A 22,707-nucleotide genomic window follows, 5' to 3' on the forward strand; every position below is an offset into this window, starting at 1 on the left:
CCTGAGGGGCGGCTTTTTCTTATGTTTATTTAGCGGTTTTTGCAGGAATTTTCAAGATATAGACGAATTTTATAGAGTAAGCAAAAAAACTAAGGAGGATATCATGCGCTTTATAGAAATAGAGCAGAACGATAATGTCATCCATTTACGCCTTAATCGAGGAGAAAAATATAATGCTTTACATGTTGAAATGCTGCAGGAGCTAGCTGAAGCCGTTCAACATGTAAAAGAACAGCGTGGACAAGTTGTCGTTCTTTCTGGTACCGGAGCTGGCTTTTGTGCCGGCGGTGATATTACAATGATGAAAGAAATTCATGTTCGCGACGTTTACGAGCAAGTGATGAATGATATCGAGACCATTGTAACAACGATTTATAACATGCCTAAACTTGTGATTGCAGCCGTACATGGTCCGGTGGTCGGGCTGGGACTGAGCATAGCTTTGGCTGCGGACTACTTGATTGCTGAAGCTGATGCGGACATCTCGATGAATTTCATCGGTATCGGCCTCGTCCCTGACGGTGGTGGCCATTTCTTCTTAGAGCAGCGCCTTGGAACTCATCGTGCCAAACATTTCGCCTGGGAAGGGCGAAAACTGCGGGCAAAAGAAGCGTATGACTTTAATATGGTAGATGTTGTCGTCAACGGAGAACTCCATCAGGAAGCGGCTGATTTGGCGTTAAGATGGAGTCAGAGTCCCTTAAAGTCGATGGTGACGACGAAGCAAATTTACCATCAATATCGTCTCGATCTACTCTTGCAGTATTTGGCAAAAGAAAGACAAGCCCAGTGGGAACTTCGGCAATCCGAAGACCATAGAGAAGGGGTAGAAGCATTTTTAGAAAAGCGTAAACCACACTTTAAAGGAAAATAAAAAGTCGCGTGAGAACGCGACTTTTTGTAACATTACCTATGGAATAAAACGAGGTGCCCTTCAGGGGCTACGCAACGGTGGGTATAATCACTGAATCCATGTTCTTCAAGTTTGTTTCCACCGATTTCCTTGGCCTCTGCATCATTTTCAGCTTCAAATGCTTCATCTAATACATTAGTTCCGTCTTTTTCGAATACAGTTAAAAAGTATTTCTTCATTATTGACCCTCCATGAACATGTCTTTACTATTTATTAATTTGTCATGAACGGTCGAATTTCCTGCCTGATTCTGCATTTTCAAAAAAAGTTCATGAATTCTTGAAACTACACTAAAGGTAATTCGTATGTTAAATGGGAAGAGAGGAGAATGATCGTGACGTTAAGATTAAATCATGTTACAAAGAAATTTGGTTCGCATACCGCGGTGAACCAGTTATCGCTGGAGATTCCAGAGAAACAAATCTTTGGGTTTCTTGGGGCTAATGGGGCAGGTAAAACTACGACATTTCGAATGATTCTCGGATTATTGCAGGAGACGGAAGGGTCGATTTCCTGGAATAACGGAGAGATCGGTTATGATCAAAGTCATTTGATTGGCTATTTACCTGAGGAGCGAGGCCTTTATCCAAAAATGAAGGTGCGTGACCAGCTTGTTTATTTAGCAAAACTTCGCGGGATGAATAAATCGGACTCGCTAAAGGAACTCGATTATTGGCTGGATCGTTTTAAAGTGCCAGACTATAAAACAAAGAAAGTAGAAGAACTTTCTAAAGGGAATCAGCAAAAGATTCAATTCATATCAGCCGTTTTACATAAACCAAAGCTGTTGATCTTAGATGAACCGTTCTCAGGACTCGACCCTGTGAATGTGGAAATGCTCAAGGAAGCGGTTGTTGACTTAAAGGAGTCCGGGATGTCGATTGTATTTTCATCCCACCGCATGGAGCATGTCGAGGAGTTGTGTGAGAACCTTTGTATTCTTCACCATGGGACACCAGTTGTCCATGGTCGCTTGAAAGATATCAAGCGTTCCTTTGGCAAGAAAAATGTTCGGGTGAAGGCTGATTTTGACACGGAATTCTTAAAGCGAATACCAGGAGTCACCAAATATAAAGCTTTTGGGGAAGGCTGCAATTTGCAAGTAGAGAGTGAAGACATTTCACAAAAAATTTTCACGGAGTTAAATGGAAAGGGATTTGTCAGATCATTTATCCTTGAGGAGCCGTCTCTAAATGATATTTTTATCGAGAAAGTAGGTGCCTCTTATGAATAAATTCTTCATTATGGTCGGTCATACGTTTATGAATCGGGTGAAAACAAAATCTTTTCTGATCACAACGCTCGTTACGCTCATTTTAATTACCGCCCTATCGAATATTCAAACGATTATTGAAACCTTTAGCGGGGAAGATGAGGCTAAGAAAGTTGCTTTAATTAGCGACAATGACGAGTGGAGCAGCACTCTTGTCGAGATGGTTGCTGCAAATGATGCGTTCACATTAGAACGAGTTGACCAATCCTTAGAGGAAGCAAAACAAGCGGTGAAAGAAGGAACGTATGAATCTGTCGTGAAAATTACATCAGGAGAAGATGGACTTCCAAAAGCTGACTATTACGCGGAGCAAATTGCTTCTACAGAAAACAGTGAACCAATCAAACAAGCACTTCAACAAATTAAAGTAGAAATGGCTACCGAGGAAGCAGGGGTAGATCAAGCGACCTTACAGCAAATTTCCTCCCCAGTAACGTTTAATACCATAGCTTTAGAAGAAAGTGCAAAATCAGAAGCAGAACTGGCCCAAACACGTGGGTTGGTGTACGTTATGTTGTTCCTGTTATATATGTCTGTCATTATGTATGGAAGTATGATTGCCACAGAAGTAGCCACTGAAAAATCAAGCAGGGTTATGGAGATTTTGATTTCAAGTGTTTCGCCAGTATCACAAATGTTCGCTAAAATCATTGGAATAGCTCTGGTTGGAATTCTACAGTTTTCATTAATTCTGTTAGTAGGGTACCTCGGAATCCAGCAAGGCGGCGGAGGTTCCATCATGGAAGGGTTTGGTTTATCTAATATCCAGGGCTCAGTCATCGCATACGCCGTGCTCTTCTTTATTTTAGGCTATATGCTTTATGCTACTTTAGCAGCAACACTTGGCTCGCTAGTCAGCCGTTTAGAAGATGCCCAACAGATGATTTCACCAATGATATATCTCATTTTAGCGGCGTTCTTTATTTCTATTTTCGGTCTGAATGCACCAGATTCTACATTTATAACCGTAACTTCATACATCCCATTTTTCTCGCCATTGATCATGTTCTTGCGCGTGGGGATGCTGGATATTCCGGTTTGGGAAGTCATCCTTTCGGTGGGAGTCCTCGTCGGGTCGATTGCGTTGCTCGCCTGGTTCGGAGCGCGTGTTTATAGTGGTGGCGTACTGCTTTACGGAAAGTCGTCTTCATTCAAGGATATTAAGAAGGCTATGCAGTTGTCGAAGAAAGAAGGATAAGGTAATGAAAGCCTCCATCTTTAAAGGGTGGAGGTTTCTATTTTTTATTTTGGATAAAGTGACAGAGGTTAACTGGTGCTTTTTAACATATAAATAATAACAGGGTGGGAGACAGAAATGAAGAAATTAATCCTAGGACTAGCTACGATTATAGTGGTTGGCTTAATCACTGGTACTTTCATTTACCAAAATCAAAACCAGAATTCATTGCTACAATTAAATAAGAAAAATGATAGGCTGGAAAAAACTAAATCCCTAAATCAAGTAGAAAAGCCTCAACCTAAGACATTAGAACCAGTAAACAATGACAGAGTCAGCTATACTTTGCAAAACAACGAGTTAAATATTACTTATGACAAAGGAAATAATTGGGTGAAAGTCCCGATTGAGAAAGATTTATTATTTAATGGGGAATACAATGGGAATGAACGAGAATTGATAAATGGGAGTTACATACTGACGGAAGAACGTGCAGCATTTTTATATAAGCAGGAAAAGGTGTTATTAAAATACTCTCTTGATCAAGGAACAACGTGGGAAGAAAGTGTGGTTACAGAAGCATTACCTGCCCTGCGCTTTAGAAAAGTAGACTTTTTAAATGATCGATTTGGATATGCTGTTCTTTCTGGTAATCGAACGATGTCACAAGAGCTTTCTACAGTCTTTTTAACTCACGATGGTGGGAAGACTTGGAAAGAGACAGCATCTCCAGAAACAACGAGATTAATTGCGGATGGTGGTTTTGTAGATGAAAGTACAGGATTTATGTCCTATGGAACGATTAATCCCCAGGAGCCAAGTCTTTATGTTACACAAGATGAAGGAAGGACGTGGAATAAAGCAGTCATCCATATTCCTGAGAAATATGATAAGGTTTTTGTCCAAGCCGAGTTTCCGGTAAAAGAATACAATCATTTATCTGTTTTACTTAATCAAGGGCCTAATGGTGATTATGCAGGTGGTAAAGTGAAAGGAAAATTTATTTCAAAGGATAATGGGTTAACGTGGGATTTTTCGATGGAGGTACAGCCGAATGGAACAAAACAAGGATAAACTGATTAAAATAAGTGGATGGACTCTATTTATTTTTGCGATTGGGTTTTTCTGTTTACAAGCAGGATATTTACTCGCACATGAAAGATTTCAAGTAGAATATATTGACAACCGACTATTTTACATCTTCAATATTTTATGTGTGATTTGTTTATTTCTTGCCATATTACTATTACTTAGACTAATGAAAAGACTACTATTAATAGTAGCTAGTGTTTTGGGCCTATTTGTAATAGTTCAGGCCGTACTGCTTGTTGACAGTAACCAAGTAATTAAAAATATAACAAGCATATCACCTGACTTCGAACATGTTTTTTCGATTAAAGAGAATGTGGAGAGTGGAGAGGCGATTTATTATAGATCGTATTATGGTATATTAGCTCGCCCCAAAGAAACTTTGCCAAATGAAATAGGCGGAGAATATAAAGTGGAATGGTTAGCAGATGATATTGCAGCCTTTACGTATAAAGCAGATGATAATACGGTTCAGCAATTCATTGGAACTTACGGCGACCGGGGTAGTGGCAGGTCTTACTATTATGTGGGGCCGGAGATTCATGGAATATGGGAAGGTAATAACATCGAAGTGATAAGCAATACGGATGGAATTTTCGTTACTGAAAATGGTAAAACGGAGTCTTTTGGTTGGGATAACATCGTTCAGTTCGGTACGCTTGCTGTTGTCCTAAAGAAGAATAATGAAGCTGTTTGGACCATCTCCTTAGATGAAAACTTTGAAGTTCATTCCGATGCTTCCGAACAAACTGTAGGAAACATTAGTTTATATAAAGCAACAATGGAAATGAATCAGTCAACAACTCTGTATTATAAAACTTCTAAAAGATAGGACAAGCTATTTCTCTAACAAGGCTTGTCCATTTTTGTTACAGTATCTATTTTGTAAATCAAATATCATACAGGAGAAGTATGGAAAGACTGAAGAAGCCATGAATTATTACCATGGAACGATATTATGGGGAGCTCGCGGGACATGGATTATGTCTGTGTTACCTGAAAGAGTCTGGGACATATCTAAACCTCTTAAGTGAAAAACACTTTTGTCTCAGACTCTTCCACTCCATTATTCAATAGGGCCCATGGGTGATGTTGGTTAACGGTTCATTTACTTCGAAAATTTTCCCGCGGGCGTCTGTAATCCCAAAGCTTGATAAGCGTTCCGTGTGCATGGTCAAATAGTTTTCGGCAGCTTGTTTTGTTTCAAATAAATAGATTCCGCCGGCTTCTTGCTCTGCCTTATTTTCAGTCCAAATTTTCCATATGAAACCCGGTTCGTCATTGATACTGTTCGCTAAGTCAGTGAATGCCTTTGACATTTCCTCGCAAAACGGCCCATCCATTTTAAAGTCGATTTGTAGTACATAACTCATCACTGCACCTTCTTCCTGATAAAATCATCTTATTTATTGTTTCACATAATATTTCTCGTCAAGGACTTCCCGCGCTTCATAGGTTCTTGGTGTTAATTCTTTTTCAACAAATGCTTGAAGGTCAGATGGATCCACATCATACATCACTTCGATTTCTTTTGCGAAAAGAAGACCTTCTTTATTAAGCAGGTATGATAGGGAAGCTGGTTGACTTGGCTTTGGATCTTCTCCATTTATGATTTGGGATAGTCCGGAAACGTAGAAATCCAACGGACGATTCCCAACCATCTTTACACCTTTCTGTTCTTCATTGACGATGATAAGGGTTGGAAAACCTCTGACGCCCAGTTTTGCTGCAAGCGCAAAGTCTTCTTCTAATAATTGCTGTCCCATTTGTTCTTCTGCCTCTTTTACAATGGTCTCTCCATCGAGACCAAGATTATTAACAAGTTCAATCATAATGGTTTTCTCGGCAATATTTTGATTGAATGCAAACAGCGCTTCTCTCGCCCGGCGTAAATATTCATAGGCCTTTTCATCATCGTGATTTTTTTGAATGACTTTATAGACGCGTGATGGAGGGAAGGATGATTGCACTGGATTGTCAATCATGAGCGATCCATCAATAGGCATGCGCGAATGTTCTCCAACCTCTCTCCAATGGCCTGCAACGTCTGCGGGTACTGAGATTCCGTTTGCAGGGTCGATTGGTCCGTCATGCCATTTCTCCAACAAACCGCCCATGACGGTATGGAAGTTGAAGTAATGACCATACTGCTCTCTAAAGCGGTGCAGGATAGGCTCAAGTGCCCAGCAATGAGAGCAGATAGGGTCTGTCACATAATAGAGATCAATGGTTTTCTTTGGTTGGTTCAAATCAATAGCCTCCATTGTTTCTTCTCCAGCTGGACCACACACACCAGTCTCTAAATCACAAATGATATTATTGTTTTTCGTCATTTCATGTTCCTCACTTTCCTAGCTTAAGCGAAACCTGTTAGTAAGCCTTCTGTTTGCTTCGTAATTATAGTTTAGTACATAATGAAAAGCATCCATACCAATAGTTCAGTGAATATGTTGTCTATACAACACATTGAAGAAATTGTTGAAAAAGCAGGAGGGATTTCCAATATGAGCGGTTCAAAAACAGATCCCCGAATTTTAAGGACACGTAAATTAATCATGGATGCTTTTATAGGCTTATCGAGTAAAAAGGAGTTCAAAGATATAACGGTTAAGGATATTACAACGGAAGCTATGATTAATCGTGCTACGTTTTATTATCATTTTGAAGATATTTATGACTTGCTGGAAAAGGTATTATCAGAAGAATTGTTAATTAATTTGGATGGTGATATCTATGAGAAAAGCGAATTGAACGAAGAAGTGTTTGTTAGTATTTTTAAAGCCATTACTAATTTTCAAAAGTCTTTATCGTATCGCTGTCATCGAGGTTACGAAGACACTATAGCTCGTATCATTAGAGATCAGCTGGAAATCATCTTCTATAAAATGTTGCTAAAACAACATGTAACGGATGAGGATCATGCCCTCAAAGTTACGGCAGTCATGTTAAGTTGGGGGATCTATGGAGCTTCGGTAGAATGGAGGAGAAGCAGCCATACCATTTCCCCGGAGGAATTCGTCAAAACTGCCGTCCCTTACTTGAAGAATGGGATTGGGTGAGCATAGCTGTTGAAAAAGACAATGCTGTTGTCGAAAAACGCAGGAGAGAGAAATGGAAGTCTCTATCTTATAAAGGTGGAGGCTTTTGTTATGGTTCGGTCTTTTTTCGTAATTTTTGTGATAAAATTTATGTAATAAAAGGTGGGGGAGTGTGAGGGATAATGACAATCCTATTATTCCTTTTAGCCGGTTTGGCTGAAATTGGCGGCGGTTACCTAATTTGGCTTTGGTTAAGAGAAGGAAAACCATATTATTGGGGGCTGTTGGGCGGAGTATCCTTAGCCTTATATGGTGTTATTGCCACGTTTCAAACTTTTCCTTCATTCGGAAGGGTTTATGCTGCTTACGGAGGAGTTTTTATTCTCTTGTCCCTTCTTTGGGGATGGGGGATCGATAAGAAAACCCCAGATTTCTATGATTGGCTGGGAGCAGGTCTATGCCTAGTCGGAGTGTCTGTGATGCTGTGGGGACCCCGTAATTAAGAGCTGAGGAACACTGAAGCTTGTCAAAACAAATTAGGAGGTTTTGCTCATATGCCTTACGCTCCATTCAAACTTCGTATATACGCCTTTTTGTTAGATTACATCCTTATCGCGGGATATGGTATTCTCGTTCTAGGCAGCCTTTCCTTCCTATTCGGATCGTATTTTCCTTCTTTATTTTCGAATTCACCAATTACAGCTCAATTGACAGGTTTCTTAATCATGACGCTCCCCGTCTCCCTTTACTTTATTCTAAGCGAACAATCTAAATGGCAAGGGACATGGGGAAAGAGAAAAATGGTCGTCCGTGTTGTGGATGACAGTGGACAGCGTATTGACAAGGGTCGTTCTTTTATTCGAACGGCTGTCAAATTTCTGCCTTGGGAGGTGGCCCATTTTTGTATATGGCGATTAATGCTTCCTGCAGACTTTTCCGAAATGACGCTTCTGATTATGTTGAGTGCTGTAAATGTCTCCATCCTTATTTACTTTCTTACACCTTTTACAAATAAAAAAAGGAAAAGTGTCTATGATTGGGTCTCAGGGACAGCTGTCGTTAAGTAGAACCTCTCCACTATTTCGTTCGTTATTTTTCATACAATGAGTCAATACGTCGAAGGAGGAAATGAAATGAGCAATCGTACAAAAGAAACTTATAACAAACTAGCTCATACTTATCAAAACGATATTGATGAAGCGAGTCCATATAACGCTTTGTATGAACGCCCCGCTGTGATGGCGGCCTTGCCATCATCACTACAAGGAAAGAAAGTGCTTGATGCAGGATGCTCAGCTGGGTGGTATTCTTCTCAATTCATGCAGCGTGGAGCGGAGGTTACCGGAATTGATGTGAGTTCTGAAATGGTGAAGGCAGCGAGTGAACGTGCAGGGGGAAAGGCGACATTTCTCTGCCACGATCTTCTAGAGCCACTGCCATTTGAGAATAATTCCTTTGATGTGATTGTAAGCTCACTTACACTTCATTATTTACAAGATTGGACATCCACTTTTCAAGAATTCAATCGTGTGTTAAAGGCAGGCGGAACGTTTATATTTTCGGTTCATCACCCATTCATGGACTACACCCGACACGATTGTGAGGATTACTTTAAAACTCAATACTTATCCGAAACCTGGAACAAACCTGCTATTACAATTGACGTCAGTTTTTACAGAAGACCTATGCAAAGCATCGTGAACGAAACCACTCACTGTTTCCATCTTGATCAACTGATTGAACCCCAACCGCAAGAAAAGATGAAGCACGTGAAAGCAGAAGCTTACCACTACCTTATGACCAGCCCGCATTTCCTCATCGTAAAAGCTGTGTCAAAAAAAGCTATGGAAGCATAAAAAAATTCCTGGCCACTGTGCGCGTGGTCAGGAATTACACTAACTAAATTCCATCTTGTATGATGAAACGTCAGGTACTTCATTGTTTTTTATTAAAAAAATCAGTAAAAGCATGGAAAATCTCTGTACCTTGGTAAGTAAACAAAGAAATAGCTGTTAATGAAAACGCTGCAATCATAATCAGTCTAAACCATATCATAGTTGTATCCTCCTTTGAAATATATAATGTCTATACTTCAAAGGGAATGGATTAAGAAGTTTGATTGATAAAAAACTGGGTTAAGAAAAAGAAGTCTTCTAACGAATGGTACTAGCGTAATTAGAAAGTTCGTTAGTAGAATGATTACAAGAGTAAATGGCATGATCACACTAATCGAATAATCATTCCCAGTATTATCAACTGACGGGAATGTGCTATCCAATGTAATGCTCTCTTGAACATCACCTGGAACAAACTGCTGTATATTGTCCTGCATGCATAAGAAGGAATAGCTGAGTATGAATAAAAGAAGTGAGAAAGTAAGATATCTTTTCATACACACACTCCCCTCTATAGGTAATATTCCAATTATACATCATTCGCGTTACGATTAAAAGATGTAACTTTATAACACCAAAGGCTGGCAGAATATAATACTCTCTTAGAAAGGTTCAGAATGGGTTTTTTAGGTTCTGGTCTTTTGAATAATTGTATTAATAAACAACAAGTGGAAAGGTCATTTCGAGATGACTACGAAAAAACATATGGCAAGGGGAATCTCCTGTGGGCATGTGCCAACACTGAACGGGGATAGGACAAAACTAAACTTCGATGTGCTGTTTTAGCGGAGGAAATATGCGTAGACTCCTGCGAGAGGAAAGGCCTAGGTGAGACCTCGCAGTGCGTCAGCGCAAGAAGGCAGTAAAAACAAGGAAGTTCGGTTAAAACCGGCACGTCCTGTGCCAACACCGAACGACCCCACTACGCGCGAGGGCCGCGGAAAGCGAAGTAGATTTTCGTAGCGGGTTATAGGCACCAATTATAGTTTTTTTCTTAGTCCGGATTTTCATTTGATAAAACACTTTTGTCTCAACCTCACGGAAAGCGGATTATTCTTCCCCACCTTCCCTTCTCAACCCAGACATTCAGAATCGAGACGTTTTGAATTCCCGGGGTACAAGAGGCTTAAAATATGAAATTGATTCAGGCATTAATGATAATCAACAGTCAGGTTTAAAAGGAGTGATCCATCATAGGTAACATAAATGGAGAAGACAGAGATCTAACTATAAGATGTGCGGAAGACTGTGGAAACTCGCCTAAAAGGCAGCAACTAAAGGAATTACATATCGCTGCTGCTGACAATAATACAGGTTTTATTATGGAAAGTATGGCGGAGCAAGTGACTTGGACTATCGTCGGTCATAAACCGATCAAGGGAAAGGGTAGAGTAGAAGAAGCGATGAAGCAAGTGAGCAAAGACAACGTGACAGAGATCGAACTTAAGAACATCATCACCCACGGAAAGACTGGCGCTGTGGACGGCACTTTATTATACGAGAATGGAAAAGTCCTGTCATTCTGTAATATATTCAACTTCACGGGTGCAGGGAAAAACTCAAAAATTAACGAAATAGCTTCCTATGTTATTTCGCTTAGTTAGTAACAAGTTGAACATGTAAAGTTGGGAAACGATTTGGCCTATCAACATTCATGAGGTTAGATAATGTTCGATTATAGAAGCGGTCCACCTTTTCTAGGGGGCCTATTTTTATGCCAAAAATACTAGAACTTCAGTGCTATAATCCGTATAAGTTTTTAAAACACCCTTGCATTATTAAGTAATATACTGTATGTTTGCGTTTAGTACTTAATAACATTAAGTAATTAGCTGGAGGTCATTACTTTGAACAAAGAAATGCTTAAAGGAACCATTGACCTTCTGATTCTTTCCTTACTGAATGAAAAGGATGGCTATGGATACGAGATCTCAAAGGCGATCAAGGAAAAGACAGAAGGGAAGTTTGAAATGCAGGAGGCAACGCTTTATTTGTCGTTGAAACGATTGGAGAAAAACGGTGCTATTTATTCCTATTGGGGAAAAGAGAGTCAAGGAGGGAGAAGGAAGTATTATGCGATTACAGGCACAGGAAAACAACAGCTGCAACAATATATTAAAGACTGGGTCCAAATGGCTGAAGTGGTTAAACACTTCATTTGAGGAGCATTCCTGTAAGGAAGAAATTTGAGGGGAAACCGAGGTAGGATCCAGATGCATAAAAAAAGTCCCCTTGGTACGATAGAGAGTGTCATGCATGACCTCGAATTAAGTACCAAAAGGAGACTTCTATTATGGATTTTACACAAAATGAGCGCCTTGCGCAAATCAATGAACAGACGTTAATTATCGGTGTCGATGTGGCTAAGCATAAACATGTTGCCCGTGCAATTGATGATCGAGGTAGAGACTTATCCAAACGACTCATCTTTTCCAATTCGATGCAAGGATTCAGTGATTTACTGGAGTGGACGGCAGGTTTAGCTGCAGAAAACGGACGACCTAAACTTCTGATAGGAATGGAACCTACAGGTCATTATTGGCTTAACTTAGCCTACTACTTAAAAACTAAGGGTGAAAAGCCTGTGGTTGTTAATCCGATGAAGGTGAAGCGCTCCAAGGAGCTTGATGATGATTCCCCCACCAAGAATGATACAAAGGATGCGAAAGTCATCGCTCAGGTAGTGCGTAATGGTCGGTATCACGAACCAATTTTACCGGAGGATGTGTACGCCGAGTTACGGGAAGGAATCAAACTTTATGACATGATCCAAGAGGATCTCTCTTCGATCAAAGCTCAGATGCATAATACGCTGGATCGATATTTTCCGGAATTCTTGACGGTATTTAAGGATTGGACCGGGAAGGCTGCGTTACATTTCTTGGAAAATGGCTATCTTCCTGAGGATATTGATCAAAAAACGGAAGAAGAGCTTCTTAGGGAAGTCAAGAAATCGGCTAAACGAGCGATTGGATTAAAACGTATGCGTCAGCTAAAGCAAGCTGCTTCAGTCAGTGTAGGTTTGACTGTGGGATTACGTATGGCCCGTCAAGAGTTTCGTTTTCTCGTCGATCAATTTCGAGCGTTACAAGAACGCCTCGAAGCTCTTGAAACTCAACTTGAAGACCTAGTTCTTCACGTGCCTGGATCCGATCGTATGATCGCGATGAAAGGCATTGGTACCATGACAGTAGCTGGTTTCTTCGCTGAAGTTGGTGATCTATCTAACTACAGAGATCCACGCCAAATTATTAAATTAGCGGGACTCAATTTGAAAATGAATCAATCCGGTCTGTTTAAAGGGAAAACCACCATCACGAAACGGGGACGTAGAAGGTTACGGTCCATTTTGTATCAAGTCGCTCGATCGTTGTCTTTTCATAACGAAGGATTCAAAACCTTACATGCGTATTATAAGAATCGCGCAAAGAACCCACTGACAGGAAAACAGTCGTTTATTGCCCTAAGTCGCAAGCTCATCAAGATATTCTTTGTGATTGGAACACGGAAGTGTTCGTTTAGTGAAAAACGTATGGTTCGAGATATTCCTCAGTTACCAAATGTGCAGGAAGTCGCTTAAGTCGAAAGAACTTTGATTTTTGTCTTTTTCTTATTGATTTCACAATTGAAGCACGGAGAAGCCGGTCGTTATTTTCACCATAAGGGCTTAGACCCACTTGAGGAGCATTTCCGGCATCCACACATGGTCAGGTCGAACGAAGGAATTTGCGCGCGATGACGCCGAGAGAAATGGGAGGGTCCACCACCATGTCTAACGTGGAGATCCAGAGGTGCGATTATAAACAGAAACCCATTACCTGGAAAATAACCATCCCAGTCTATTCAACCGCAATCCTCAGTACCAAATTTAATAAAAATTGGGCAAACTTGGCACATAACTTGGCTATAGCTTCAATTGATGATTAAGAAAGTGGAAGGAAAACAGAGTAATTCTAAGAAAACTTTAATTTATAGAGGGAGGGAAATCATGTGAAACATCTTTATAGAAAGGTTGTCAGTCTTAAGGATATAAAATATGGCTGGCTGCTCGTGATTTCGATTTTACTTTTTATGGTAACGTTATACTTTGATCTTTACTATGATCCCTCTCATGTCCCTATCCAGGCTGCATTTGGTTATGGAATAGCCTTTATAGTGGGTGTCATTTGGGGCGCTATTAATTATATTAGCCACATAAAAGTCAATATTTTGTACAGAAAAAACAATGATATTATTACATTTGTGGATAATTTGGCAATGGTGCAGGAAGAAAAGATGGAGTTGCAAACGTATTTGGAGGACTATACTGAAGATTTAATGACGCAAGGAATGGAACGAGAGAAAGCTGTTAAATTGGCCATTGACCATTTTAAAATTAGAGAGTTTTCTTCTTTATCTAAAGATACCCAAATCTTTAACTTGCCTGCTCATTATTACTTGTGGGGCTACACGGGAATCGCGGGGATTTTGTGCTTAAGTTCATTATATGTGACAAATGCTTTGATCACATCTTCGCTGACACTGATTGTGATCGAAGCGGCATTATTTGCCTATGGGTTTGGTTTTGCTGCTTTATTTTTTGTGTATAAGCTAATCGATACTATGTTATATAGAAAACTATAAAATCCCGTATGTAGGTAACCTTTTGCTGCTGACAGAAATTATAAAATTGAGGAGAATAGAATATGAGTTTATGGGAATTTTTTGTTTCACTAATCCTAGGGTTTGTTGAAGGGATGACAGAGTTTGCACCTGTTTCCTCCACAGGCCACATGATTATTGTAGATGAGTTATGGTTGAATTCAACAGAACTGTTAGGAGAATCTGTAGCCAATACCTTTAAGGTTGTCATCCAATTGGGTTCCATTTTAGCTGTTGTTGTGATATTTAAGGACCGATTTATTCAAATGCTTCATCTGGGTAAACGAACAGAACAGGCTGAAAACAAATTAAAATTGTCACAGGTAATTGTGGGTATTATTCCTGCTGGGGTTCTGGGGTTTGCTTTTGAAGATTATATTGATACGTATCTCTTTTCTGTCAGAACAGTAATCATTGGACTGTTCCTTGGAGCCATATTAATGATTATCGCTGATGTTTATCAAAAGAAAAGAAGCGTTTCGACAACGACTGTTGATAAAATCACGTATAAACAAGCTCTAGGCATGGGGCTGTTTCAATGCATGGGATTATGGCCAGGGTTTTCCCGGTCAGGGTCAACGATGTCTGGAGGAGTCATTCTCGGCATGAGTCACCGCGCTTCGGCTGATTTTACCTTTATTATGGCAGTACCCGTTATGATGGGCGCCAGCGGTTTATCGCTCATCAAGAATTGGCAGTATTTTACCGTAGATGCTATACCATTCTTCATTGTGGGATTTGTCAGTGCTTTTGTTTTTGCACTGATTGCCATACGCTTCTTTTTAAAGCTTATCAACCGGGTTAAACTCGTTCCTTTTGCGATTTATCGGATTATTTTAGCAGGCGCCATTTTTGTGCTTTATTTTTAATAGTGTATACCAATAAAGTATAGATTTCTATTTACATTTATTGTGTATTCATGGATACTATATAGAAATACATAAGGGCGATGAAGAGAAGAGTAGGTAAATGGAATGCTTTAAAGAGAGCTCCAGCCGGTGAAAAGGAGTAAGAATTGTTTGCTGAACCAAGTCTCTGAGCTTCACATTGGAACCTGATGGGGGATAGTGTGACGGGCGCTCCCGTTACAGAGCTATGGTATAAGCAGACAAATACTGTTTGTCGTACCTGATAAGTTTAATATGGCGACATGTTAAAAAACTAGGGTGGCACCACGATATCAATCTCGTCCCTGAGACTACAGTCTTGGGGGTGAGATTTTTTTGTTTTAGCCAAGTAGTTTTAACATGTCTTTCTAATCAATTTGTCATAACTTATCGGGGAGGATCGCCATGTATTTAAAACGTAAATGGATGTCGTGGAAATATCCGTTTCTTCTATTGTTTGGAGTTGGTTTATCTAATGTAGGAGATTGGATTTATTTAATTGCGTTAAATCTTATTATCCTGGATATAACGGGGTCTCCGCTTGCAGTGGCCATGCTTTATATTTTGAAACCAGCAGCAGTATTGTGTACGAACTTCTGGGCGGGGAGTATGATAGATCGGTTACATCAGCGAAATCTCATGGTCGGACTGGATATGTTGCGGGCGATGTTAACAGCTTTATTACCCCTGTTTTCATCTATTTGGGTTATTTATGGTCTAGTATTATTGATAAACATGGCGAGTTCGGTGTTTGCTCCTACCTCTATGGCGTATATAACAAAATTAGTGCCATCTGGAGGCAGAAAGCAGTTTAATTCACTGAGAAGTTTAGTAGATTCTGGAGGATTTCTGATCGGACCGGCTATAGCAGGTGTATTATTTATGATCGGGTCCCCCTGGATCGCGATCTACGTGAACGCTGTGACCTTTTTGGCATCTGGTCTAATTATGTTCTGCTTGCCTGAGTTGAAGAAAGCACCGAAAGCACAATCCGATCGAAAACTACTATCGTTTGACCTTGTTAAAAGCGATTGGAAAGTTGTTTTTAAGTTTAGCAGGAACTATTTCTATGTTACAGCTGTTTATGTATTATTTGGTCTTATGATGGTGATGGCTGCAGCAATAGATTCCTTAGAAGCAGCCTTCTCCAAAGAAGTCTTATCTCTGACTGACGCAACATACGGTTTCCTAGTAAGTATAGCAGGTGCCGGCATTGCCTTCGGGGCGTTCGTAAACACGCTAACGGCAAGGAAGTTGAGCACGCAAGTTATGATGGGGGCAGGTCCAGTAATGGTGTCAGGAGGGTATATTATTTATGCCTTTTCAAGTACCTTTACTATGGCTGCGGTAGGGTTCTTTGTTTTGTCATTTTCGCTGGCCTTTGCGAATACGGGCTTTCATACTTTCTATCAAAATAATATCCCGATTGATATGATGGGCAGGATTGGCAGCGTGTATGGTTTATTGGAAGCTGTATGTATCATTGTTGTGACGACAGCATTTGGTATGGCAGCTCAATTGATTTCGATCCAAATTGTTGTGATCGTGGGTTCATTTCTGATGTTAGGCACGACGGTTATTTTGTGGCTCGTAAGCTTTCATTACGCTAAAAGAATATCTGGTGAAATGATAGAGAATGGGCCTATTAACATCCGTTGAATGATTCAACAGATTTGATCATTTGGAAAAGGATAAACCGATGAATGAGTCGAATTAGATAAAGGGATGGAAGGGTGTGTCCATTTTTAGTTTCTTATTTACTGAATAAGCAGAAAACATACATGTTCCATTTTTTCAATTTGTGTCATTCTAAGTGTAATTGATTATACGAACGTGCATTCGTTTATTTCTTCTGATAAAATAAAGGAAAATAGTGACGGTGGAGGATAAACATGAGTACAGTTCGATTTATACATAGTGCCGATTTGCATTTAGACAGCCCTTTTAAAGGAAGGAACCAGCTTCCAGAATTGTTGCAGGAGCAAATGCGTAAGGCGACATTTGAAGCGTTTGACCGATTGATCCAGCAGGCGATTCAACACAAGGTTGACTTTGTGTTGCTTGTTGGTGATTTGTTTGATGAAGAGACGAGGAGTTTAAAAGCGCAAGTCCGGCTCCGTGAAGGATTTAAGCGATTAGCACAGCATGATATTGCGGTGTTTATTAGTTATGGTAATCATGATTATATGCAAGGGATGCGCTATCCGGTCACGTTCCCGGACAATGTTCACAGTTTTGAGCAAGAGACGGTTCAAGCTCTTCCTTACTACAAGCAGGGAGAGCAAGTGGCTGCGATTTATGGCTTCAGCTATGTGAACCGTGCGGTAGAAGACAGGAAGGCTGAAGAGTTCGTCAAGCAGGGAACTTGTCCTTTTCATATCGCCATGCTTCATGGAAGTCTTGAAACAAATAGTGAACATGACGTGTATGCCCCTTTTAAACTTGATGAGCTGCGTAACCGGCACATGGATTACTGGGCGCTTGGACATATTCATAAACGTCAGCAGCTGGCTGGTCAACCGCCGATTGTGTATCCAGGCAACATTCAAGGACGTTCGAGAAAAGAAAATGGGGCAAAGGGTTGCTCATTGGTCGAATTAAACAAAACAGAAGCGAGCCAGACGTTTATTCCGCTTCACAGCTTTACATTTGAGGAAGTAACCTGTTCTGCCGCAGACGTGGACCAGGTGAAAGAATTAGAAGGTTTGCTTGCGCGAGCTAAACATGAAGCCAGTGCCGACACTCCCATAATGTTAAGCATTGTTTTAAAGGGAAATAAAGGACTTTTACAAAAATGGGAACGGGAAGGGATCGTGAAGGAATGGGTTGAGCTTCTTAATGACTCAGAAGACCTTGAGGGAAAGTCATGGGTCTGGATCGATCAAGTTACGATCGTTGACCGACCTTCTTTTGATATGGAAGAACTTAAATCTGGACAGCATTTTGCTGGGGAATACTTGCGACATGCTGACGCTCTGACGACAGATGAATTATCCCGACAGTTGTCCCCGTTATATGAGCATCGGCTAGCCTCGAAATATTTAGACTCTTTAACAGAAGAGGAACTAGACGACATCTTATCCCGGGCAAAACAGCTAGTTGTGGAACAGCTCCTGTCTAAGGAGGAGCCAAAATTATGAAAATACTGGACTTACATATTTATGGATTTGGAAAATGGCGTGATTACTCGATGACATTGCCAGACAGTAACCTTGTGGTGATTGCCGGTGATAATGAAGCTGGAAAGTCTACCATACGAACATTTATCTTATTTGTTTTATTCGGCCTGCCCCCGAAGAAGCGAGTTCTTTATCAGCCGAAAATGGGAGGACCCGTGGGAGGGAAGCTCACGTTACAAACGGAAGAGTACGGAGCAGTAACAATCGAACGTGTTCATGACCGTAATCAAGGTGCTGCAATCTGCCGTCTTGCTAATGGTGAAGAGAGGGGGGAAGGTTTTCTAAGAAGCCTCACCTCGCATATGTCTCAGGCAGCTTATCAGTCTATTTACAGCTTCGATGCAGAAGATCTAACAGAATTGCATGGCGTAAATGGAGAGGAATTAGGCGAGGTACTGATTAGTGTTGGATTGACAGGTTCTGATTTGATCTATCAAACCGACAAACTGCTTGAAAAGGAACTCGACAGCCGCTTCAAGCCAAAGGGCAAGAAGCCGCTTCTTAATCAGCAGCTTGATTCTTTGGATGCAGCTGATAAACAATGGCTTACTTCTGAACGTGAAGTGGGGCAGTATCAGCAGCTGTTAGATGAACAGCGCGAGTTAATGATGGAACGAGAGGCATTAGAAGAACGGATTCATCAGCTTCGTTTAAAACGATCAAGTTTTCAACAGTTGAAAAAAGTACTTCCTGTTGTTCAGGAGTACCATCAGCTCGTTTGGAAACTGAAAGAGAGTCAGCGCAGCTCTTTTCCTGAAAACGGTACAGAACGAATGCACCAAATTCAGGAAAAACTGCTGCCGTTAGAGAGCGAACAGCAATTTGTTCAAGCGAAACTTTCGGAGGCCAGGCAGAGCCAGGAGGATCTGCAAACTGTTTCTTCAACCTTCCTAAACGAAGCGAGAACAATAGCAGAAACGAAAACTGTCTATTATCAAGTTGAACAGGATATTGAGCGGCTGCAAGTTAGTATCGAGAGATGGGAGCAACGAATCCAGGCAGAACTTAATGAATTAAACCTAGGCATGGATAGATCAGCTTTTCGTGAATTTGATTTTCCTTTTTATATAGAAGAAACGTGGCGAAGTATCAAACATGAGGCCGATCATATGAATGAAGAAGCGGCTGCGATTGACAAAGAATTGAACGCTTTGGATGCTCAACAACGGTGGCTGGAAGATCAAATGGAGAAACTCGAGCGAGAACAGCCTGATACAGAACAAGTAACGGACTGCCAGCAGGTTGTCCATTCCTATGTGCCATCAGCGTCTGAAGCGGCGGGGGATTGGTCCTCCTCCGTGCAGCAAAAACAGAGCGCGAGCCGTCGCTCGTTCATTGCTTCCATCGTAGTTCTTGCAGCGGGAGCAGCAGCTGCTTTCATCGCCTCGAGCTTGTTGCTGTTGTTAGTTGGGTTAATCATGAGCGGGATTTGTGCGGGGACGGGTCTGTTCTTCAGACAAGCAGCTCGCGATTACGAACAGATGCTTGCCAGAATTGATCGGCAGCCTACGTACCGTATAAGTGAGTCGGATTTCTTACATGCTAAAGAGGTGGTTGAGCGTTATGAGCGGACGAAAGCGGAGTATGCTCATAGTAACGAGCGCTGGAAGCAGGTAAATCATGAGTCGCTGCTAGTCCATGAGAAACAGCATAACGTATCTGAGCGGAGAAAACGTTTAACGACACGAATCAACGAACAGACGACGCTCTATCCTTTTTTATCCTCATTGAAACCCACTCATTGGGAGCAGCTCTTTCAGTTGTTGAAACAAACGAAAGAAAAGCAAAAAGACATGGATAGTTTAAAGGAAGAACTTACAGCTGCCCAACTGCGAAAACAAGAGATTGAGCAGGATGTAAAAGCTTTTTTTACGGCGATAAACTGGAAGGACGTACACACGGACATGTCCGAGAATTTTCGCCAACTTGAGAAGTGGATCAACACACAGCAAGCCACCATTTCAGAAAGCAAACGTCTTCAGGAAGAGATCGACCGTTTAGAACAAGATCTTGACTATCTCGACCATCAAATTACACCGTTCTCTGCAGAAAAATCAGGATTGCTTGCAAAGGCCGATGCACATGACCTTGACGATTTTTATGAAAAAATGCAAGTGGCAGAACAGTATCGGGAAAGAATGCAGCGTAAGGAACAATTAGTTGTTCAAATAGAAGGGGTGTTGAATAGACACGACCAGGAGGCATTTAAGGTCTGGAAAGCTACGAAAGACCCTTCAGAGCTCGAAGTGGAGCTGGAGGAAACGGATCGAGAACTCCAATCGGCTGTTGAAGAGCAGAACACTCTCATGGAGGACATCGCAGCAAGAAAACATCGTCTGGATTTACTTGAAAGTTCAGAGCAGCATTCCAAGCATTTGCATCAGCTGGCTAATCAGCGTGATGCCTTTCAGGAACAGGCAAAGGAATGGGCAGTTTATCAAATGGCCTCTAGAATCTTAAAGACCACCAAAACGCGTTATCAAGAAAATCACTTACCAACTGTTATCAAGCGGGCAGGGGACTTTTTTAGACGGCTGACGTTTGACAAGTATACGCGATTATTTATCGATCCTGAGATTGGCGGACTCAACGTCGAAGATCAACTGGGTCATGTGTATGAGACCAGTGAATTGTCGAGAGGTACCGCTGATCAATTGTACGTAGCTCTCAGGCTGGCTTTAGGAGCTTCCATGTCTGAAACGATACAGGTGCCATTTATTGTCGATGATGCGTTTGTGCACTTTGATGAAGGAAGACGTGAGGTAATGATGGATCTTCTGGCATCGTTATCTCATAGCAATCAAATTATTCTGTTTACTTATCAAAAGGAGCTTGCAGAGAAGTGGAATGGATCCTTTTTGCCCTATAAACGATATATATGAAGGATAAGGTCGCAAATTGCTAATATTAATGATAAAATGTGTTCAGATTAAAAAGATGATATAGCAAATGGAGGGTTTCCATTGCCAGAAAAGCATACACAAGACTGGACAAATTATGAAGAAACCATTGAAAAATTTATTCAGGTGATAGCAAAAAACATGAGCCTTTACGGTGTGACTCCATCTATTGGACGCTTGTACGGGGTGCTTTATTTTGAAGAAGACCCGATGACACTTGATGACATGCGTGCGGCTCTCGAAATGAGTAAGACGAGTATGTCTACAGGCGTGAGAGCTTTATCTGATATGAAAATGGTGGAGCCAGCCTTTAAAAAAGGGGTGCGGAAAGATTTATACAAATCGGAGGAAGATTGGTATAAGTCGTTCACTTCCTTGTTTGGAAGCCGCTGGAGACACCATACAGAAACGAATATTGAAGAAGCGGATGAAGCGATTCAAGAGTTACTGCAAATTAAAGAGCAGACAGAAGATGTATCTTTAAAGGAGAAGATAGATTCAGACATTGACCGTCTTCATTATGCCCAGAACTATTATCGCTGGCTTATGCGGTTTATTCATGTTGTAGAGTCCGGGGAAATTTTTCAGTATGTTCCTAAGATTGATCAAAAACATAGCGAGTAAAAGAGCTGTCTAACTCTAAGGCAGCTCTTCTGAGTACATGACATACAAGACTGTTCCAACTTCTAATCCAAGAAATAAACGTGAGCGGATAGAAGCCTTCTTTGGAATGGTCTTTTTATTTAGGGAGGAGAGTTCGTATGAAGAAAGGAATCGCACAGCACAAGTTAGGGGAGATGTTTGATTATTTTCTATTAATTAAATCCGCTGTCAAAGGGGTAGCGAGCAACAATAAGCCATTTCTTACATTAATATTAGCTGATACATCAGGAGAAATCGATGCAAAGCTTTGGGAGGCAACTCCAGAGGATGAAGCGCTCTTTCAACAAGGAGAGCTAGTCAAAGTCCAAGGAGATGTAGGCCAATTTCGTAATAAACCGCAGCTGAAGATTCAAAGTATCAGACCGGTACAGTCGACGGATGGTGTACAGGCCACTGATTTTATGGCGAAAGCTCCGGTGAATAAGGAAGATTTGATGGAACGATTAACGGAAGCCATTTTTGAGATGAAAAATCCTTCCATTCAACGCATTACGAGACATTTTCTAAAAACCTATCAAGATGATTTGTTAAGCTATCCCGCAGCGGTAAGAAACCACCATGAGTACGTATCTGGGCTGGCGCATCATATTGTCTCGATGTTGAATATAGGAAAGCAATTGTCGATCCTTTACCCGGATATTAATCAGGACTTGTTGTATGCGGGAATCATTTTGCACGATCTTGGGAAACTCAAGGAGCTTTCCGGACCAACGTCCCCGAGCTACACGCTTGAGGGAAAGCTGATTGGACATATTCCAATGATGGTAGAGGAAATTCGTGTGGCTGCAGATGAATTGCAAATCGAAGGAGAAGAGGTCACCATTTTGCAGCACATGATTCTAAGTCATCACGGTAAATCTGAATGGGGCAGTCCAAAGCCTCCTTTAGTGCGAGAGGCTGAATTGCTGCACCAAATTGATATGCTTGATGCAGGTATGAATATGTTAAATAGGTCGCTTAAAAAAGTAGGTCCAGGAGAATTTACGGAGAAGATTTATGCTATGGATCAGCGTTCCTTTTATAAACCAACGTTTGAGGAATAAAGAAAGAGG

At 41.0% G+C, this 22,707-nt stretch carries 22 protein-coding genes and 1 other annotated feature; of the genes, 19 read left to right on the plus strand and 3 right to left on the minus strand.

Features of this window, described 5'->3' with window-relative positions; genetic code table 11:
- The first annotated feature begins 103 nt into the window (after window positions 1-103).
- Window positions 104-874 carry an enoyl-CoA hydratase gene (locus B5354_RS13300; protein ID WP_079529302.1) on the plus strand — a complete coding sequence of 257 codons (771 nt, stop codon included), beginning with the start codon at window positions 104-106 and terminating at the stop codon, window positions 872-874.
- 32 nt (window positions 875-906) lie between these two features.
- On the opposite strand, the gene B5354_RS13305 is transcribed toward B5354_RS13300, so the two are convergent.
- Window positions 907-1,092 (minus strand): YhzD family protein, encoded by a 186-nt coding sequence (locus B5354_RS13305; RefSeq protein WP_079529303.1) that lies wholly within the window; start codon window positions 1,090-1,092, stop codon window positions 907-909.
- 155 nt (window positions 1,093-1,247) lie between these two features.
- Between B5354_RS13305 and B5354_RS13310 the strand changes: the two genes are divergently transcribed.
- From B5354_RS13310 to B5354_RS13325, 4 genes are all read left to right on the plus strand, one after another.
- The gene (locus tag B5354_RS13310) at window positions 1,248-2,147 is read left to right on the plus strand and encodes an ABC transporter ATP-binding protein (RefSeq protein ID WP_079529304.1); all 900 of its coding nucleotides are present in this window, start codon (window positions 1,248-1,250) and stop codon (window positions 2,145-2,147) included.
- Entirely contained in the window at window positions 2,140-3,384 is a 1,245-nt protein-coding gene (locus B5354_RS13315; RefSeq protein ID WP_079529305.1) for an ABC transporter permease, read from the plus strand. Before B5354_RS13310 ends, B5354_RS13315 begins: the two co-directional genes overlap by 8 nt.
- 117 nt (window positions 3,385-3,501) lie before the next feature.
- Window positions 3,502-4,437, plus strand: coding sequence for a WD40/YVTN/BNR-like repeat-containing protein (locus B5354_RS13320; RefSeq protein WP_079529306.1), 936 nt, complete (start codon window positions 3,502-3,504; stop codon window positions 4,435-4,437).
- Window positions 4,418-5,284, plus strand: a complete 867-nt coding sequence (locus tag B5354_RS13325; protein WP_079529307.1) for a hypothetical protein — start codon at window positions 4,418-4,420, stop codon at window positions 5,282-5,284. The genes B5354_RS13320 and B5354_RS13325 overlap by 20 nt, the downstream gene beginning before the upstream one ends.
- 238 nt (window positions 5,285-5,522) lie before the next feature.
- Here the strand turns inward: B5354_RS13325 and B5354_RS13330 are convergent, their stop codons facing one another.
- The gene (locus B5354_RS13330; RefSeq protein WP_079529308.1) at window positions 5,523-5,825 is read right to left on the minus strand and encodes a monooxygenase; all 303 of its coding nucleotides are present in this window, start codon (window positions 5,823-5,825) and stop codon (window positions 5,523-5,525) included.
- A gap of 33 nt (window positions 5,826-5,858) precedes the next feature.
- Complete coding sequence (locus B5354_RS13335; RefSeq protein WP_079529309.1) at window positions 5,859-6,785, minus strand: DsbA family protein; 927 nt, start codon at window positions 6,783-6,785, stop codon at window positions 5,859-5,861.
- A 171-nt stretch (window positions 6,786-6,956) separates the two neighbouring features.
- On the opposite strand from B5354_RS13335, the gene B5354_RS13340 reads away from it, so the two are divergent.
- The 14 genes from B5354_RS13340 (at window position 6,957) to yhaM (ending at window position 22,698) form a co-directional block, all read left to right on the plus strand.
- Window positions 6,957-7,511: a TetR/AcrR family transcriptional regulator gene (locus tag B5354_RS13340; protein ID WP_079529310.1), complete on the plus strand. Its 555-nt coding sequence runs from the start codon at window positions 6,957-6,959 to the stop codon at window positions 7,509-7,511.
- Window positions 7,512-7,672: 161 nt separating this feature from the next.
- The gene (locus B5354_RS13345; RefSeq protein WP_079529311.1) at window positions 7,673-7,993 is read left to right on the plus strand and encodes a YnfA family protein; all 321 of its coding nucleotides are present in this window, start codon (window positions 7,673-7,675) and stop codon (window positions 7,991-7,993) included.
- A 51-nt stretch (window positions 7,994-8,044) separates the two neighbouring features.
- Complete coding sequence (locus B5354_RS13350) at window positions 8,045-8,557, plus strand: RDD family protein (protein ID WP_079529312.1); 513 nt, start codon at window positions 8,045-8,047, stop codon at window positions 8,555-8,557.
- Window positions 8,558-8,623: 66 nt separating this feature from the next.
- On the plus strand, window positions 8,624-9,346 hold the full coding sequence (locus B5354_RS13355; protein WP_079529313.1) for a class I SAM-dependent methyltransferase: 723 nt from the start codon (window positions 8,624-8,626) through the stop codon (window positions 9,344-9,346).
- A gap of 1,382 nt (window positions 9,347-10,728) precedes the next feature.
- Window positions 10,729-10,989 carry a hypothetical protein gene (locus tag B5354_RS13365; RefSeq protein WP_176142492.1) on the plus strand — a complete coding sequence of 87 codons (261 nt, stop codon included), beginning with the start codon at window positions 10,729-10,731 and terminating at the stop codon, window positions 10,987-10,989.
- Between the two features lie 243 nt (window positions 10,990-11,232).
- Window positions 11,233-11,547 carry a PadR family transcriptional regulator gene (locus B5354_RS13370; protein WP_079529316.1) on the plus strand — a complete coding sequence of 105 codons (315 nt, stop codon included), beginning with the start codon at window positions 11,233-11,235 and terminating at the stop codon, window positions 11,545-11,547.
- 131 nt (window positions 11,548-11,678) lie between these two features.
- Window positions 11,679-12,965 (plus strand): IS110 family RNA-guided transposase, encoded by a 1,287-nt coding sequence (locus tag B5354_RS13375; RefSeq protein ID WP_079527766.1) that lies wholly within the window; start codon window positions 11,679-11,681, stop codon window positions 12,963-12,965.
- Window positions 12,966-13,375: 410 nt separating this feature from the next.
- The gene (locus B5354_RS13380) at window positions 13,376-14,008 is read left to right on the plus strand and encodes a hypothetical protein (protein WP_079529317.1); all 633 of its coding nucleotides are present in this window, start codon (window positions 13,376-13,378) and stop codon (window positions 14,006-14,008) included.
- A 62-nt stretch (window positions 14,009-14,070) separates the two neighbouring features.
- Window positions 14,071-14,895: an undecaprenyl-diphosphate phosphatase gene (locus tag B5354_RS13385; protein WP_079529318.1), complete on the plus strand. Its 825-nt coding sequence runs from the start codon at window positions 14,071-14,073 to the stop codon at window positions 14,893-14,895.
- Between the two features lie 71 nt (window positions 14,896-14,966).
- Window positions 14,967-15,223 (plus strand) — a binding site (T-box leader).
- A 95-nt stretch (window positions 15,224-15,318) separates the two neighbouring features.
- Window positions 15,319-16,572, plus strand: coding sequence for an MFS transporter (locus B5354_RS13390; protein WP_079529319.1), 1,254 nt, complete (start codon window positions 15,319-15,321; stop codon window positions 16,570-16,572).
- Window positions 16,573-16,805: 233 nt separating this feature from the next.
- The gene (locus tag B5354_RS13395; RefSeq protein ID WP_079529320.1) at window positions 16,806-18,053 is read left to right on the plus strand and encodes a metallophosphoesterase family protein; all 1,248 of its coding nucleotides are present in this window, start codon (window positions 16,806-16,808) and stop codon (window positions 18,051-18,053) included.
- A complete protein-coding gene (locus B5354_RS13400) occupies window positions 18,050-20,974 on the plus strand; it encodes an ATP-binding protein (RefSeq protein ID WP_079529321.1) in 2,925 nt (974 codons plus the stop codon). The genes B5354_RS13395 and B5354_RS13400 overlap by 4 nt, the downstream gene beginning before the upstream one ends.
- Before the next feature lie 81 nt (window positions 20,975-21,055).
- Window positions 21,056-21,616 (plus strand): GbsR/MarR family transcriptional regulator, encoded by a 561-nt coding sequence (locus tag B5354_RS13405; RefSeq protein WP_079529322.1) that lies wholly within the window; start codon window positions 21,056-21,058, stop codon window positions 21,614-21,616.
- 137 nt (window positions 21,617-21,753) lie between these two features.
- Window positions 21,754-22,698 carry a 3'-5' exoribonuclease YhaM gene (gene yhaM / locus B5354_RS13410; protein WP_079529323.1) on the plus strand — a complete coding sequence of 315 codons (945 nt, stop codon included), beginning with the start codon at window positions 21,754-21,756 and terminating at the stop codon, window positions 22,696-22,698.
- Window positions 22,699-22,707: the final 9 nt, after the last annotated feature.

This window comes from Halobacillus hunanensis (genome assembly GCF_900166655.1).
In the GTDB taxonomy this organism is placed as follows: Bacteria; Bacillota; Bacilli; order Bacillales; family Halobacillaceae; genus Halobacillus_A; species Halobacillus_A hunanensis.